Genomic DNA, 16,417 nt, shown 5'->3' with positions numbered 1-16,417 from the left:
TTTATGATGACGGCAAACGGAGACTGTGAGATGCGTTCCCCCAAACTGGATCTGAATCTATTCGTCGTATTCGAATCGATCTACGAAAAGCGCAATCTGACTCGCGCAGCCGAGGCGCTCTTCATCACGCAACCCGCGGTCAGCAATGCACTGGCCCGCATGCGCAAGGCGTTCGACGATCCGCTTTTCGTGAGCACATCGGCCGGCATGGTGCCCACGCCGCTCACCGAGAACATCATTGGCCGCGTGCGCGAGGCGCTGCAACTGCTCGAAGCAAGCGCGACCGAAGGCGATGTGTTCGTGCCCGCCACTTCCGAGCGCACCTTCCGCCTGAGCATGCCCGACCTGAGCGAGGCCATGCTGCTGCCGGCGCTGGGCGAGGTGCTTCAGCAACAGGCGCCCGGCATGAGCATCGAATGCTATTTCACGCCGCGCAGCGAGATGTCCACTGCGCTGGCCACCGGCAAGATCGACTTTGCGATCGATGTGCCGCTCGTCGACGACCCGCAACTGCATCAGGCGCCGCTCGGCAACGACCACTATGCGTGCATGCTGCGTCACGATCACCCGTTTGCGGGCGAGACGCTGACCATGGACGATTATCTCGCGCTCGGCCATATCCAGGTGTCGAGCCGCCGCCAGGGGAGCGGCTTCGTCGACTCGGAATTGAAGAAGCTCGGCCGGCAGCGGCGCATCCAGATGCGCGTGCAGCACTACATGGTGGCGCCGCTCGTGGCGCTGCGCACCGATCTTGCGCTCACCGCGCCGGTCGAACTTCTGCAACGCCACGACGCGCGCATTTTCGAACTGCCGTTCGAGTTGCCCAATCTGGAATGGCATCTGTACTGGCATCGCAGCAGCGAGCAGGATCAGGCCAGTCTGTGGCTGCGCGCCAGGATACTTGAACTCATGCGCGGGTGAGCGGCATGAACGGCGCGCCCAGACCGCGTTGACGAAGCGCATGACGAAGCCCGCAACGAAGCGCACCGGCCACCAGCCGGCGCAACCTGCCCGCTCATAACGTCTGCACCTGCACCGGCGTGCCCAGCTTGCCCTCCACGAGCGGCGCCACCACGAGATAGCGGCGCTTGTCGCCGGACGCGCTCATGCCCGGCGTAACCAGCTGACGAATCTGCCCGAGCGCGTTGACGATCGCTGAACCCGCCGGGTTCGTCACGAAGTTCGCGAGCACCTGCACGTCGCCGCTGCCATCGGGACGATCGGCAAGCCCCAGTGCATAGGGCTGTTTCGGCTGCAAACCGGTTACGGCGGCCTGCAGAACCTGCACGAGCCCCTGGTCGAATAACGCAACCGTGGTGGGCGCATGCGCGGCGTCCGTTGCGTTGCCCGAAGCCGCTGAACCCACCGGCACCAGCGCGACGTGCGCGCTCTGCCCGGCGAGGCCCAGCGGTTGCAGGTTCTGCGTGCCATCACCTTGCGGCACGGCGTTCGGCACGTAGGTGACGGCCTGAGGCGCCTGGCCAATCGGCACCGTGGCGATCACTGTGTTCGTGAGCGTGTCGATGGCCATCATCGCATCGGCGTTTTCCAGGCCGACATAGATGCGGCTGCCGTCGCCCGACGGCCAAAGGCCGTGCGGCAGGCTGCCGACCGGAATCGCCGCGACCTGCGAGAAGTCGTCGGTCCGAAACACCTTCACGACGTTCAGGCCTCCTACCGTTACATAAGCGAACGTTCCCTTCGCGTTATGCACGATGTTCACGTGATTCGTGATCGGGCCCGTATCGATGGTCTTGAGCATGGCAAACGGCGGCTGGGCGTCGAACACCTGCACCTTGCCCACGTCCTTGAGCGTGAACCAGACTTGCTTGCCGTCCGGCGTGGCGGCAAGATCGGGGCAGAACGGACTGGCCTGCTTGACCGTGCCCACGATCTTGTGGTCGGCCACGGAAATTACTTCGGTCTGCGGATTGAATGACGAGCACACATAGCCATACTTTCCGTCGGGCGAGAAGATCTGCATGCCGGGGCCGGCTGGAACGGTAATGCGCGTTTTCTCCTCATACGTCGTTCCGTCGAGCACCGCTACATAGTTTTCGCCGCGCACGGTCACCCAGACCTCCTTGCCATCGGGCGTGAAAAACGCCTCGTGCGGCGAGCGGCCCACATAGGTGACGTGCTTGACGGCATTGGTCTGCGTGTCGATGAAAGAGACCGAGTTCGACCCAATCGACACCACCGCGATCGTGCGATGGTCCGGTGCGTAGCCCATGCCATGCACGAGCAATTGCCCCTTGTACAGCGGGCTGAAATTGCCCGGCGACGGATCGCCGAGACGGATCAGGCCCAGCAGCTTGTTATCGGCCGGGTCGATCACCGAGACCGTGTTCGAGAACTGCTCGGCGGCATAGACGCGATCGTGGTGGCTCACCGGAATGTCGGGGGAGGACAACAATCCGGGAGCCTGCCCGGCCCAGGCCAACTGCGCGGCTGCGAAAGCAGCCGCCGACATGGCGACGGCGCAAAACGATGTGCGTTTCATCGCGGCTCCTTCTGTGTGGAATTCGATGTTGAATTTGGCATGCGCATCTGCATGCCCTGGTGTGGCGAGGAATGAAGGTGGGCTGCGGGGCTGGAGGCCGGCCCCTGCTGCTGATCGGGCGTGCTTGCCGAAGGCGGTAAGGGTTGCCCGAGCGCGAGGCGCATGGCAACAATTTCCTGCTGTTGCTCGACCACGATCTCTTGTGCAATGCGGCGCAATTGTTCGTTGTGTCCGTGACGCAGCTCGGCCTGGGCCATGTCGATGGCGCCTTGATGGTGGGGGATCATCATCGCGACGAAATCGCGGTCGACGTCGCCGGTCGGTTTGACCGACATGCCGTCCATCATCCTTGTCATGGCGGCGTCGTTCTCGGCCTTGAAGGATGCTGCGTCGGAGGATGGGGCCTGCAAACCCGCCGCAAATGCAGCCGAGCCGCACAGCGCAAGAATGGCCATGCCGGCCGTGAAGGCGCGCTGGACTGTTCGCACGATGGTTCTCCCCTGCAAGTCATTGAGTCTTAATGGGGTGAACCAGCCGCACGCAGGATTATTCCGGGTGTGCCGGATATTTCTTTTCGAAAGCAGGCGGGGCGCTATTGCGCCGTGTTTGCTTTGGCGATGCTATCGGCTCGCATCGGCGTGCTCGTCGGGCACGTCCTGGCGCTTGCGAAATCTCACTCTGTCCCTCCCGCCGGCGGAACGTCTTGCGGCGAGAGGGACAATGCGCGGCGTGCTTACGCGCTCGCCGCCATGCGCACCGGGTTGCGGTATTCGCGCAGCAGTTGCTCGCGCTTGCTGGCCGCGGCGCGAATATTGTTCTCCTTCACATGGCCGAAACCGCGAATATCATCGGGAATGCCCGCCAGCTTGAGCGCCGCCGCAAGACGTTCGGCATCGAGCGTCGCGCAGAACTCCTCGACCAGCGCGAGGTAATCGGCAATCAACTGACGTTCGCCGCGCCGCTCCGCCGTGTGGCCGAACACGTCCAGCGCCGTGCCGCGCAGCCCCTTCATGCGCGCGAGCGCACGCAGGGCCGGGAGCACCCACGGGCCAAACTGCTTCTTCTTCAGGCGGCCCTGTTCATCGCGTTTCGCGAGCAACGGCGGCGCGAGGTGGAATTTCAGCTTGTAATCGCGGCCCGGCTCGCCTTCGAACTGCTCGCGCAGTTTCGCAAGGTAGGCGGGATCGGCATAGAGCCGTGCGACTTCGTATTCGTCCTTATACGCCATGAGCTTCGCGAGATTAACGGCAACGGAACGCGTGAGCGGCAGCTTCGTATTTCCGGTGGCTTGCATTTCCTTCGCACGAATCCGCTCGACAGCGTCGCGATAGCGCTGCGCATAAGCCGCATTCTGGTAAGCCGTCAACAATGCTTCGCGCGAGGCGATCACCGTGTCCAACGACTCGGGCATGCGCACGACAATCGCCTGCTGCGCGGGCTTTGCATGCGCCTGAATCGCGGCTTCGCCGTGATGCGCCACATGGCGGCCCCAGTTGAACGCAAGGCGATTCTTCTCGACCGCCACGCCATTGAGCTCGATCGCGCGCATCAGGCTCGCAAGCTGAAGCGGCAGCCAGCCCTTCTGCCACGCAAAGCCCAGCAGCAGCGGGTTGCTGTAGATGGTGTCGCCCAGCAACGTCAGCGCAAGTGCATTGGCATCGATGAACTCGCAGCCCTCGCCGATGCTCTCGCGCAGGCTCGCCTCCGTCTGCGCGCCAGGGAATGCCCACTTGGGATTGCGCACGAGGTCCGCCGTGGGCGTCGCGCCGCTATTGACCGCGGCCACCGTCACGCCATGCTGGGTGCGCGAAAGCACGTCGCTCGATGCGCTCACCAGCGCATCGCAACCGATCACGAGCCGAGCTTCACCCGTGGCGATGCGCGTCGCATGCAGCGCGTTGGGCGCGGATGCAATCTGCACATGGCTGAGCACGGCGCCGCCCTTCTGCGCGAGGCCGGCCATGTCGAGCACGGTCACGCCCTTGCTCTCGATATGCGCAGCCATGCCGATCAGCCCGCCGATGGTCACCACCCCGGTGCCGCCCACGCCCGTGACGAGAATGCCGTAAGGCCGTGCAAGCGCAGGCAGCGTGGGTACGGGCAGCGCGTCGAAGTCGGGCGCGGCTGTTCCACGCGCAGCCTGAGGCTTGCGCAGTTGCGCGCCTTCCGCCGTCACGAAGCTCGGGCAAAAGCCCTTCACGCACGAAAAATCCTTGTTGCACGACGACTGATTGATCTTGCGCTTGGTGCCAAGCGGCGTTTCAAGCGGCTCGACAGACAGGCAGTTCGATTGCACCGAGCAGTCGCCGCAGCCCTCGCACACCGCGTCGTTGATGAACGCGCGGCGAGCGGGATCGGGATACGTGCCGCGCTTGCGGCGGCGGCGCTTTTCCGTTGCGCAGGTCTGGTCGTAGATCAGCACCGTCGTGCCCGGCACTTCGCGCAGCGTGCGCTGCACGGTGTCCAGTTCGTCGCGGTGGAAAATATCCACGCCCGCCGGCAGCGCGATGCGCGAATCGTATTTTTCCGGCTCATCCGAAACGATCACGATGCGCTTCGCGCCTTCGGCATGAACCTGATGCACGATCTGCGAAACGGTCAACACGCCGTCGATAGGCTGGCCGCCCGTCATGGCGACCGCGTCGTTATAGAGAATCTTGTACGTGATGTTCGCGTTGGCCGCGATAGCCGCGCGAATCGCAAGCAGTCCGGAGTGAAAGTAGGTGCCGTCACCGAGATTCGCAAAAACGTGCTTGTCGCCGGCAAAGTGCATCTGCCCGATCCACGTCACGCCCTCGCCGCCCATCTGGCTGAAGGTCTCGGTCTTGCGGTCCATCCAGATCGACATGTAGTGGCAGCCAATGCCCGCGAGCGCGCGCGAGCCTTCGGGCACATTGGTCGAGGTGTTGTGCGGGCAGCCGGAGCAGAACCACGGCTTGCGCTCGACGCTAACCTGGGGCTTCGCGGCCTCACGCTCCTTCGCCTCGATAATGGCCACGCGGGCCAGCATGCGCGCCCGCACGTCGTCAGGCAGATCGGCGCGCGCGAGCCGCCGCGCGATGGCCTTCGCGATCAGCGCGGGCGAAAGTTCGTAATGCGCGGGCAAAAGCCAGTTGCCGCGCGGCACCGACCATTCGCCGCCTTCATTGTCGCGTTCATCGAACTTGCCATAGATCTTGGGGCGCACGTCCTCGCGCCAGTTGTATAGCTCTTCCTTCAGCGCGTATTCGAGAATCTGGCGCTTTTCTTCCACCACGAGAATCTCTTCGAGGCCGGTGGCGAATGCGCGCGCGTCCTGCGCATCGAGCGGCCACACGCAGCCCACCTTCATGACGCGCAAGCCGATCCGCGCGCAGGTTTGGTCGTCGAGACCGAGGTCGCTGAGCGCCTGGCGCACGTCGAGATAGGCCTTACCCGCGGTCATGATGCCAAAGCGCGGCTTCGGCGAATCGATCACCACGCGGTTCAGCTTGTTCGCGCGCACGTAGGCAAGCGCCGCATACCACTTCTCGTCGAGCAAGCGGGCTTCCTGCACGAGCGGCGTATCGGGCCAGCGGATATTGAGGCCGCCCGCGGGCATAGCATAGTCGTCGGGCGTGACGATCTCCACGCGGTCCGGATCGAGATCGATCGACGCCGTGGATTCGATCACGTCGGTCACGCACTTCATGGCCACCCACAGGCCCGAGTAGCGGCTCATCGCCCAGCCGTGCAAGCCGTAGTCGATGTATTCCTGCACATTGGACGGATAGAGCACGGGAATGCCCGCCGCGATGAACGCGTGCTCGGACTGATGTGCGACCGTGGAAGACTTCGCCGCGTGGTCGTCGCCCGCGAGCACGAGCACGCCGCCGTGCGCCGCGCTGCCCGCGGAGTTCGCATGCTTGAACACGTCGCCGGTGCGGTCGACGCCCGGACCCTTGCCGTACCACATGCCGAATACACCGTCACGCGTCGCGCCCGGCCACAGGTTGACCTGCTGCGAACCCCACACGGCGGTGGCGGCCAGATCCTCGTTCACGCCCGGCTGAAACACGATGTCGTTGTCGTGCAGATGCTTCTTGGCTTTCCACAGCGACTGATCGAGCGCCCCCAGCGGCGAGCCGCGATAGCCAGAAATGAAGCCCGCGGTGTTCAGGCCCGCCTTGCGGTCGCGCGCCTTTTGCAGCATCGGCAAGCGCACCAGCGCCTGCGTGCCGCTGATGTAAACCCGCCCGCGTTCGAGCGTGTACTTGTCGTCGAGCGAAACCGGGGTGGCCGGCGTGTCGATCGTTACGTCCTGTGCATTGTGTGCAATCGGGTCGCGCGCATTCATGGGTGGTTGTGTCTCCGATGGATGATCGTTTTCCGGCGAGTATAGGAAGCCATATTCGTATCGTAAAATCACAAATAGGCAAACCTGATATGCGAAAAACAGATGGCGTTCGATCTCACTCTGCGGCAGCTCCGCTACTTCGTGGCGGCGGCGCAAACGGGCCAGTTCTCGATGGCGGCGGCCAACGAGCACGTCTCGCAATCGGCGATAACCAATGCCGTGCTCGCGCTGGAAAGCGGGCTGGGCACACGGCTCTTCGAGCGCCTGCCCCATGGCGTGGTGCTTACGCCCGACGGTCAGGATTTCTACAATCACGCGCGCCGCGTGCTGGACGCCGCGCGTGATGCAGTGCACAAACCGCCGTTCCGGGCGTACGACATGCGCGGCACCGTGCGCATTGCCGCGACCTATACCCTGCTCGGCTACTTCCTGCCCGAATTGCTCGCGCGCTTTCGCGCGACTTACCCGTTCGTGGATTTCGACTTGCAGGACCGCGAGCGCCCCGATATCGAAACGGCCGTGCTGAACGGCGAGCTGGATCTGGGCGTGGTGCTCCTATCGAACGTCGACCGCCTGAACCGATTCGGCAGCCATGTGCTCAATCGCTCACGGCGGCAGTTGTGGATGGCGCCCTCGCACCCGCTTGCGCAAATCGACGCGCCGTCGCTGAAAGACATTGCCGCGCACCCGTATATTCTGATTACTGTGGACGAGGCCGAGCAGTCGACGCTGCGCTATTGGAAGAAGAAAAGCGCCAAGCCCAATATCGCGTTCCGCACCTCTTCGATGGAGGCGTTGCGCGGGCTGGTCGCGCACGGTTTTGGCGTGACGGTGTTATCGGATATGGTGTTTCGGCCGTGGTCGCTCGAAGGCAAGCGCATCGAGGCGCGCCCCGTGCTCGACGCGATTCCGCCGATGGAAGCCGGCATGCTTTGGCAGAAGAACGCGCAAATGAGCGGGCCCGCCGCCGCGCTGCAACAGTTTCTGATTCACGCGTGCGGCGCGTGACCCCGGCACGTCATGAGGTGGTTGCACACCGGCGCAAGTAAGACGCAGTTGCCCTTCCCCCATCCTGATGCTTCGCGATGCTTATCGTCTGGCTCGGAACCATCGACACCACGATGCCGCGCGCCTAGCGCACGCGCGCCACCGCGCGCAATAGAGCATCGCCACGCGGCGTCACGCGAGGCAGCGGAACGCCGAGTTCCGGCGGCCCGATGTCGATCAACTGAAGCTCGCGAAGCGCGCCAAGCTCGATCCGGTCCGGTTCGATCCCGTCGGGCGCACTCTTCACCAGCATCAGCGTAGCAAGCTCGTGGGGACTCAACATGTCACGACCTTCCACCCGTAAAGCGAAAAGAGCGTCGTCGTTTTTGCCGGGCCAAAACCATTGCAGGCGCAACGTGGCTGGCCAGGGCGAGCAGGACAGCCGCGCTGGATTCCGGCGTAGTGGCAAAAGACGTTCTTTCAGGAACAATCACGCATCGTCTCCCGTTTCGCATCAACTGGCTGGCCGTTGCCACAGCGGCCAATGGTCGGCATCACGGCAGCCAGTAACTGTGCTGCCTGCAGCACCCTCCTTGCGGGGGCGGAGCGAATCGGACCATAGGCGGACTGGCATTTCAATGCGCTTGACGCATTACTAGACGGCGTTATTGCGCCGGCACACTGAATAATATGCAGCCTGATTTCATGCGGGTTTAACACTATCAATCCATGGTTTGTCGGGCCGTTAGAAAAATGGGTAACGTGCATTCTCACGACCGAATCAACGGCACGACCTATCAGGAAATATTCCCCGATGTACACGCTCAGCTTCCGGCAAAAACTCTGGCTGCCGCTCGTAGTCAGCCTGACCGCATTGCTCCTTGTATCGATCGGCTCCGCATGGCTCTCCTATCAGACACGCATGGAGGAACGCCGCAATGATCTGAAGAATATCGCGCAGGTCGGACTCGGCATTGTCGAGGAATATGCCGCGCTCGCCCAAGGCGGCGCGCTCACACTGGCGCAGGCGCGCAAGGAAGCGCTGGAACGGCTGCGCGGCCTGCGCTATGGCAGCGACGGCTACCTGCTCGTGATCGATTCGACGCCCCGCATGATCATGCATCCGATCAAGCCCGGCACAGAGGGCAAGGACCTCTCTCAGGTGGTGGACGCCGATGGCAGGCGCCATTACCTGACGTTCGCGTCCGTCGCCCAGTCCCCGGCAGGCGGTTTCGTCGACTATGTGTTTCCGCACCCGAACGTCGTGCCTGCCAAGGCCGTCGACAAGCTTGGCTATGTCATTCGCTACGCGCCGTGGGACTGGATCATCTCGACAGGCGCCTACATCGACGACATCGAAGGCGCATTTATCCAGTCGCTCTATGTGTCGGGCGGCGTGTTCGCCGCGGTGGCCGCGCTGCTCGCGCTGATCGTCGTGTACACGAACCGCAGCATCGAGCACACGATCGGCGGCGATCCCCGCACGGCAGCGCAAGTGGCTGGCGCGATTGCCGCCGGTGACCTGGCGACACCTTTTGCCATTCGCGAAGAGGACCAGCGCAGCCTGATGTTCGCGATCAGGCAGATGCGCGACGCACTTGCGATGACTGTCGCGCAGATACGCGCAAGCGCCGGCAACGTCGCGGCCGCTGCTGGCGAAATCGCAAACGGCAACATGGACTTGTCCGCGCGCACCGAAAGCCAGGCCGCTGCGTTGCAAGAAGCGGCGTCGAGCATGCATCAGTTGACCGGAATGGTCCGCAACACTTCGGAAAACGCGCGAGCCGCGAGCGAACTGGCCGGCAACGCCGCGCAAATCACGAACCGCGGAGGCGACATGGTCACGCGCGCCGTCGCTACCATGCAGGAGATTCGCGACGAATCGCGCAAGATGGTCGACATCATCGGCGTGATCGAGGGCATCGCGTTTCAAACCAACATTCTTGCGCTGAATGCCGCCGTGGAAGCGGCACGCGCCGGCGAGCAAGGCCGGGGCTTCGCCGTGGTGGCGGCCGAGGTGCGCACGCTCGCGCAGCGCAGCGCGAACGCGGCAAAGGAAATCCGCGCGTTGATTGGACAGGCGGTCGAGCGCGTGGGCAACGGTGCGGAACTCGTCGAGGCCACCGGCGCGACGATCAGCGAAGCACAAAGCGCGATCGGACGCGTGACCAGCATCGTTCACGAGATCGCGGCGGCGGCAGCGGACCAGAGCAACGGTCTGGAACAGATCAACGCCGCCGTCGCGCAGATGGACGACAAGACCCAGCAGAACGCGGCACTGGTCGAGCAAGCGGCTGCGGCCACGCAATCGCTCGAGGAACAGTCGCATCGTCTTCAGGAAGCGGTCGCGGTGTTCAGAACGGCAGCGGACGCGCGCGGCTAACCTTGCCTCGGAGAGGGTTTTGCAACTATGCCGATTTCTGCATCGGCAGAGTTTATTTCCCACAAGACCCAACAAGCTCCGGGTTCGTATATTGGTGACAGCCGACCGTAAGAACGGAACGCGAGGAGACATGTGCCTGCAAGGCTGTCGTGGGCGGGCACCAGCACGATTCACCATCGAGGAGCACAACAAGAATGTCGTTTCATCGCACTGCCCTTTCCGCCGCATGTATCCTGGGTTTTACCCTGGCAAGCGCTTCCAGCGCCTTTGCAGCCACGCCGGTCGACGTGAAGATCGGCTTCGCCGCGCCGCTCACGGGTGGCCAGGCGCACTACGGCGCCGACTTCCGCAGCGGCGTGGAACTCGCCATCGAGGACATGAACGCCACCAACCCGGTGATCGGCGGCAAGCCCGTGCATTTTGTCCTTGACGCCCAGGACGACCAGGCCGACCCGCGCACCGGCACGACGGTCGCGCAAAAACTCGTGGACGACGGCGTGGCCGCCGTGATCGGCCACTACAACTCGGGCACCAGCCTTCCGGCCGCGCCGATCTACGCGAAGGCGGGCATCCCCGAAATTGCCATGGCCACGGCTCCTACCTACACGCGTCTGGGCCTGCCCACCACGTTCCGTCTGCTGACTTCGGATACGCAGTTGGGCAGCGTGCTTGGCGACTACGCTGTGAAGGGTCTCAAATTCAAGCGCATTGCGATCGTTGACGACCGCACCGCCTACGGGCAAGGCGTGGCCGTGGAGTTCGCCAAGGCCGCCAAGGCAGCGGGCGCGACCATCGTCGAACAGGAATTCACGAACGACAAGGCCGTGGACTTCCGCTCGATTCTCACGAGGATCAAGTCGTCGAACGTGGATGCGGTGTTCTACGGCGGCGCCGACACCCAAGCCGCGCCGATGCTCAAGCAGATGCGCTCGCTGGCGATCAAATCGACGCTGATCGGGCCGGACATGGTGCAGTCGGAAAACCTGATCAAGATTGCGGGCGAGGCGGCTGAAGGCACGCTGGCCGCATCGGAAGGCAGCCCGCTCGACCAGATGCCGGGCGGCAAAGCTTTTGCCGAGCGTTATGAAAAGCGCTTCAATCACCCGGTGGAACTGTACGCGCCGTATGCGTACGACGGCACGATGGCGGTGTTCAACGCCATGAAGAAGGCGGACTCGACCGATCCGCACGTGTTCCTTACCGCGCTGAAGGCGACGAACATGAAGGGCGTTACCACCAGCGAGCTCTCGTACGATCAGTACGGAGACCTGAAGTATGGCGGCGTGACGGTGTACAAGGTCCAGGGGGGCAAGTGGGTGCCGTTGCAGACCGTGGGTACGAAGAAGTAACTGCTCAGGAAATTTGCGCGCCGCGCTCGTGGGTTTTGCGAGCGCGGCGCGTTTTCGTTTCAGTGAGCGTCTTGCGATGTGTTCTGGGCAGGCGTTCGATTCCCGCTGCTTTCAGTCGAACACGAGTTCGACGTCTCCGAGACACGGATATTCTTTTTTAAGCGCCGTCCAGACACCTACGCATCCACCGCAGGCCTCGTGCAGAGATGACTTGCCCGAACTCTTTCCACTGAACTTCACCGCCCCCCGAACCCGCATGGTCTTGAGGTTGATTACGGTCTGCTTCTTAGCCTCGTTGTTTGTACTCAGGTGCTCAAGGAAAGCACGCAACCGGTAAGCACAGATTTGCTCGACATGTACCTGGCCCCCTTTGGATTGGGAAGTATGAACCTGGTACTTCTTGGCCTTTTCAGGTAAAGAAACGTTGTAGGCAGTCGCGAAGATGTAGTCCGTTATGTAATCGGTCCGTTGGATAGTCCACGGGGGCGCATTGTGCTCCACCCAAGAGGTTACCGGCATAACAATCTTCAACCGCATGTAGCCGATGCAGATGCACCCTTCGACCTCTTTGTTGTCCTTGAGGAGCGACTTATCAAGCGACGGGAACGGACGGTCAATCTCGGGAACGTCACCGATCCGGGGAGCCTGATCGATCGCGGCAAACTGATCGATGAGGTTATCGGCACGGATTTTCTGGTTGTTAACAGGATCGCCTATCAGCACCAGATATTGCCCCACGCGCTCTGCGGACCACGGAATAGCATCCGGATTGGGAGCCTTTCCATCCTTCAACTGTTCTATACGATAGTGCCCGCCAACGTTATCGCCGATATCTGCGCCAAGAAACTCCATAGTTACGCCCCCGTCATATGCAAGCCACGATGGCTTGTGGTTTTATGCCGTATAACTAAACAGTTTGAATATGAATTAGACAGTTCAAGAATAGTATCAAGCTGTATTTATCGGTGAGCCAAATCGGCAAATATTTTCGCCATGGGCTCGCAGTCATTCGCCCGATCCTGCCAGCTCATCGGCATCCCTCCCCATTTCATATTGAATAGACAACTTTAGCCAGCCTTACGAGGCACGCTCCTACGACAAACCGCGCAAATTCGGCCCACAACGGCCTATGCGTAAACCCTCATATCCGCAAAGTTGTCTATACAATATGCTTCGAGCGTGGCAGTAATCCCTAGCTGCCTTAGCTTTCAATATTTCATGTGGAGGAAGTCCGTGACTTCGCGTTGCCAGGATACCCATCAAGTTACGGCGCTGTGCATCACCCCCGGAACGCTTACGCTCCCGCAGTTGCGCACCGTGCATCAGAACCCCGTGCGACTCTCGCTCGATACCAGCGCCAATGAGGCCATCGAGCGCAGCGTGGCCTGCGTCGAGCAGATCATCGCGGAAGACCGCACGGCCTATGGCATCAACACCGGCTTCGGTCTGCTCGCTTCGACGCGCATCGCGCGCGAAGACCTCGAAAATCTCCAGCGCTCGCTGGTGCTCTCGCACGCCGCGGGTGTGGGTGAAGCGCTAGACGACGCGCTCGTGCGCCTGATCATGGTGCTCAAGATCAACAGCCTCGCACGCGGGATCTCGGGCATCCGCCGCTCGGTAATCGATGCGCTCATCGCGCTCGTGAACGCCGAGGTGTATCCGCGCATTCCCGTGAAGGGTTCGGTGGGCGCATCGGGCGACCTCGCGCCGCTCGCGCACATGTCGCTCGTGCTGCTGGGCGAAGGCGAAGCGCGCCACGACGGCCGCTGGATGCCGGCGCGCGAAGCGCTCAAGATCGCCGGTCTCGAGCCGCTCAGCCTCGCCGCGAAGGAAGGCCTCGCGCTGCTGAATGGCACGCAAGCCTCGACCGCCTACGCGCTCAAGGGCCTGTTCCTCGCCGAAGACCTCTACGCCGCCGCGAGCGTGTGTGGCGCGTTGAGCGTGGAAGCCATGCTCGGCTCGCGCGCACCGTTCGATCCGCGCATTCACGCCGCGCGCGGCCAGCGCGGCCAGATCGACGCTGCTGCTGTGTATCGTCATCTGCTCGGCGCATCGAGCCAGGTGGGCGCATCGCACGAGAATTGCGAAAAGGTTCAGGACCCGTATTCGCTGCGCTGCCAGCCGCAGGTCATGGGCGCGTGCCTCACGCAGATCCGCAACGCAGCCGAAGTGCTCGAAGTGGAATCGAACGCCGTGTCGGACAACCCGCTCGTGTTCCCTGAGGAAGGCGACGTCATTTCGGGCGGCAACTTCCACGCCGAACCGGTTGCGATGGCCGCTGACAATCTCGCGCTCGCAATTGCTGAAATCGGCTCGCTCAGCGAACGCCGCATCTCGCTGATGATGGACAAGCATATGTCGCAATTGCCCGCGTTCCTCGTGGCGAACGGCGGCGTGAATTCGGGCTTCATGATCGCGCAGGTGACGGCCGCGGCGCTCGCCTCGGACAACAAGGCGCTCGCCCACCCCGCCAGCGTCGACAGCCTGCCGACCTCGGCCAATCAGGAAGACCATGTGTCGATGGCGCCCAATGCGGGCCGCCGTCTCTGGGAAATGGCCGACAACGTGAAGGGCATTCTCGCAATCGAATGGCTGGGCGCATGCCAGGGCCTGGACTTCCGCGAAGGCCTGAAGACCACCGACGCGCTGGAAACCGCGCGCCATATCCTGCGCAAGGATGTGCCGTTCTACGAGAAGGACCGCTACTTCGCGCCCGATATCGAAGCGGCGAGCGCGTTGATCGCCCAGCGCCACCTGAGCGCACTCGTGCCCGCCGCCACGCTGCCGAGCCTGTAAAGGCCCGCATCGCGTATCAAGCACGCACGGCCGTGAGGAATCCCGAGCAATGCCCGGCGATCCTCCGCGGCCGTGTCCAGGAGAAGACAAAGCGGGCCGGCGGTTAGCCCCGTTGGCGCCAGCCACCGGGGCCGGCCCGCTCAAGGAAAGAGACATTGGAAAATCTTCAGCGTAATCTCGGCGCCCGCCACATCCGGTTCCTCGCAATCGGTTCGGCCATTGGCACCGGGCTCTTCTACGGATCGGCATCGGCGATCCAGCTCGCAGGCCCGGCAGTCATCCTCGCGTATATCCTCGGCGGCGCAGCGGTCTATATGGTCATGCGCGCGCTCGGCGAAATGTCCGTGCGCAATCCGATCTCGGGTTCGTTCAGCCGCTACGCCGGCGACTATCTCGGCCCGCTCGCCGGCTTTCTCACCGGCTGGACCTATATCCTCGAAATGATCATCGTGGGTCTCGCGGACGTCACGGCCTTCGGCATCTATATGGCCTTCTGGTTTCCGCATGTGCCGCAATGGATCTGGGTGCTGGCGATCGTGTTGCTGATCTGCGGCCTCAATCTGTGCAACGTGAAGATCTTCGGCGAAATGGAGTTCTGGCTCGCACTCGCGAAGATCCTCGCCATTGGCGCGATGATCATTGGCGGCGCCGCCATTCTCGTGCTGGGCATCAGCATGAATGGCGAGCAGGCGCACGGGCTCTCGAATCTCTGGACGCACGGCGGTTTCGCGCCGCACGGCGTGGGCGGCCTGATTGCCTCGCTCGCGGTGGTGATGTTCGCGTATGGCGGAGTCGAGATCATCGGCATTACGAGCGGTGAGGCGAAGAACCCCGAAGTGGTTCTGCCGCGCGCGATCAACGCAGTGCCGGTGCGTATCCTGCTGTTCTACGTGCTCACCATGGTCGTGCTGATGGCCGTGTTCCCGTGGAGCAAGATCGACGGCCAGGGCAGCCCGTTCGTGCAGATCTTCTCGGGCCTCGGCATCAAGTCCGCGGCAACGATCCTGAACGTGGTCGTGATTTCCGCGGCGGTTTCGGCGATCAATAGCGACATCTTCGGCGCGTGCCGCATGATGTACGGCATGGCCGCGCAAGGACATGCGCCGCGCGTCTTCGCGATCACGTCGCGCGCCGGTGCGCCGTGGGTGACGGTGCTCGTGATGGGCGTGGCGCTGCTTGGCGGCGTGCTGCTCAACTATCTGATTCCGGACCAGATCTTTCTGATCATCGCTTCGATTGCGACGTTCGCCACGGTCTGGGTCTGGCTGATGATCCTGCTTTCGCAGGTCGCCATGCGCCGGCGTCTGTCCACGGACGAAGTGCGCGCGCTGAAGTTCAAGGTGCCGCTGTGGCCGGTCGGCCCCGCGGTGGCAATCGCGTTCATGATTTTCGTGATCGGCATTCTGGGCTATGAGCAGGACACGCGCATTGCGCTGTTCGTCGGCATCGGCTGGATCGCAGTGATGACGATGGGCTGGTGGGCATGCAGCAAGCTCAACGGCACGCCCGCTTCCAGCGAGGAACAGCGCGAGATGGCGAAGCAGAGCTGACGCGTTATTGCAGGCAGTATTGCAACGCGCCCCGTATCCGGCATGGCTGGATACGGGGCGCGTTTTTTATTGCTTTCGGCCCTCACTCGTCGCGCGACGGATCATACGGCATCACCTGCTCCTGTTCCTCCGGATAATTGCGCGCGACGATCGCCCTCGCGGGCGTCGTCGCGCTCAAATTGAATGGTTGATGTGGCACGCCGGGCGGAATGAACAGAAAATCGCCGGCCTCGGTAATCACCGACTGTCGCAACCCTGGGCCGTAGCGCGTCTCGACCCGCCCTTCGAGCACGTAAATGGCGGTTTCGTAGCCGCAATGACTATGCGGCTCGGCGTGCCCGCCGGGCGGGACGACAACGAGATGCATCGACAAGCCTTTCGCGCCCGCCGTAGCGGAGGAGATGCCGACGAAATAAGGCAAGCGCTGTGTCGTGTCGATTTCTCGTGCGGGATGAACGCTCACCAGCGCGGCCTCGGCGTCATTCGAATCGCGTTGCATGATCTACTCCCCTGCATCGTCCAGTACCAATTCTC

At 62.7% G+C, this 16,417-nt stretch carries 12 protein-coding genes; 6 read left to right on the top strand and 6 right to left on the bottom strand.

Features of this window, described 5'->3' with window-relative positions; translation table 11 throughout:
- Positions 1–30 precede the first annotated feature (30 nt).
- On the top strand, positions 31–921 hold the full coding sequence (locus tag NH14_RS20040) for a LysR family transcriptional regulator (protein ID WP_035524795.1): 891 nt from the start codon (positions 31–33) through the stop codon (positions 919–921).
- A gap of 94 nt (positions 922–1,015) precedes the next feature.
- Here the strand turns inward: NH14_RS20040 and NH14_RS20035 are convergent, their stop codons facing one another.
- From NH14_RS20035 to NH14_RS20025, 3 genes are all read right to left on the bottom strand, one after another.
- Complete coding sequence (locus NH14_RS20035; protein ID WP_035524792.1) at positions 1,016–2,503, bottom strand: YncE family protein; 1,488 nt, start codon at positions 2,501–2,503, stop codon at positions 1,016–1,018.
- On the bottom strand, positions 2,500–2,958 hold the full coding sequence (locus NH14_RS20030; protein WP_052147953.1) for a DUF305 domain-containing protein: 459 nt from the start codon (positions 2,956–2,958) through the stop codon (positions 2,500–2,502). The genes NH14_RS20035 and NH14_RS20030 overlap by 4 nt, the downstream gene beginning before the upstream one ends.
- A gap of 278 nt (positions 2,959–3,236) precedes the next feature.
- Positions 3,237–6,818 (bottom strand): indolepyruvate ferredoxin oxidoreductase family protein, encoded by a 3,582-nt coding sequence (locus tag NH14_RS20025; RefSeq protein ID WP_035524787.1) that lies wholly within the window; start codon positions 6,816–6,818, stop codon positions 3,237–3,239.
- 102 nt (positions 6,819–6,920) lie between these two features.
- Here NH14_RS20025 and NH14_RS20020 point away from each other — a divergent pair, with 102 nt between their 5' ends.
- A complete protein-coding gene (locus NH14_RS20020) occupies positions 6,921–7,826 on the top strand; it encodes a LysR family transcriptional regulator (RefSeq protein ID WP_035524785.1) in 906 nt (301 codons plus the stop codon).
- 124 nt (positions 7,827–7,950) lie between these two features.
- On the opposite strand, the gene NH14_RS20015 is transcribed toward NH14_RS20020, so the two are convergent.
- A complete protein-coding gene (locus tag NH14_RS20015; RefSeq protein WP_035524783.1) occupies positions 7,951–8,148 on the bottom strand; it encodes a hypothetical protein in 198 nt (65 codons plus the stop codon).
- A gap of 471 nt (positions 8,149–8,619) precedes the next feature.
- Between NH14_RS20015 and NH14_RS20010 the strand changes: the two genes are divergently transcribed.
- On the top strand, positions 8,620–10,188 hold the full coding sequence (locus NH14_RS20010; RefSeq protein WP_035524781.1) for a methyl-accepting chemotaxis protein: 1,569 nt from the start codon (positions 8,620–8,622) through the stop codon (positions 10,186–10,188).
- A 194-nt stretch (positions 10,189–10,382) separates the two neighbouring features.
- Positions 10,383–11,537, top strand: a complete 1,155-nt coding sequence (locus tag NH14_RS20005) for a branched-chain amino acid ABC transporter substrate-binding protein (protein WP_035524779.1) — start codon at positions 10,383–10,385, stop codon at positions 11,535–11,537.
- A 111-nt stretch (positions 11,538–11,648) separates the two neighbouring features.
- Here NH14_RS20005 and NH14_RS20000 read toward each other — a convergent pair whose 3' ends face one another.
- On the bottom strand, positions 11,649–12,389 hold the full coding sequence (locus NH14_RS20000; RefSeq protein ID WP_035524776.1) for a hypothetical protein: 741 nt from the start codon (positions 12,387–12,389) through the stop codon (positions 11,649–11,651).
- 381 nt (positions 12,390–12,770) lie between these two features.
- On the opposite strand from NH14_RS20000, the gene hutH reads away from it, so the two are divergent.
- Positions 12,771–14,333, top strand: a complete 1,563-nt coding sequence (gene hutH, locus NH14_RS19995) for a histidine ammonia-lyase (RefSeq protein WP_244143469.1) — start codon at positions 12,771–12,773, stop codon at positions 14,331–14,333.
- A 155-nt stretch (positions 14,334–14,488) separates the two neighbouring features.
- Positions 14,489–15,883 carry an L-histidine transporter HutT gene (gene hutT / locus NH14_RS19990; RefSeq protein ID WP_052147933.1) on the top strand — a complete coding sequence of 465 codons (1,395 nt, stop codon included), beginning with the start codon at positions 14,489–14,491 and terminating at the stop codon, positions 15,881–15,883.
- An 82-nt stretch (positions 15,884–15,965) separates the two neighbouring features.
- On the opposite strand, the gene NH14_RS19985 is transcribed toward hutT, so the two are convergent.
- Positions 15,966–16,382, bottom strand: a complete 417-nt coding sequence (locus NH14_RS19985; protein ID WP_035524774.1) for a cupin domain-containing protein — start codon at positions 16,380–16,382, stop codon at positions 15,966–15,968.
- Between the last annotated feature and the right edge of the window lie 35 nt (positions 16,383–16,417).

The sequence above is a fragment of the Paraburkholderia sacchari genome, assembly GCF_000785435.2.
Classification (GTDB): domain Bacteria; phylum Pseudomonadota; class Gammaproteobacteria; order Burkholderiales; family Burkholderiaceae; genus Paraburkholderia; species Paraburkholderia sacchari.
Note: the sequence above shows the minus strand (reverse complement) of the source record. Positions and strands in the feature narration are given on the sequence as shown.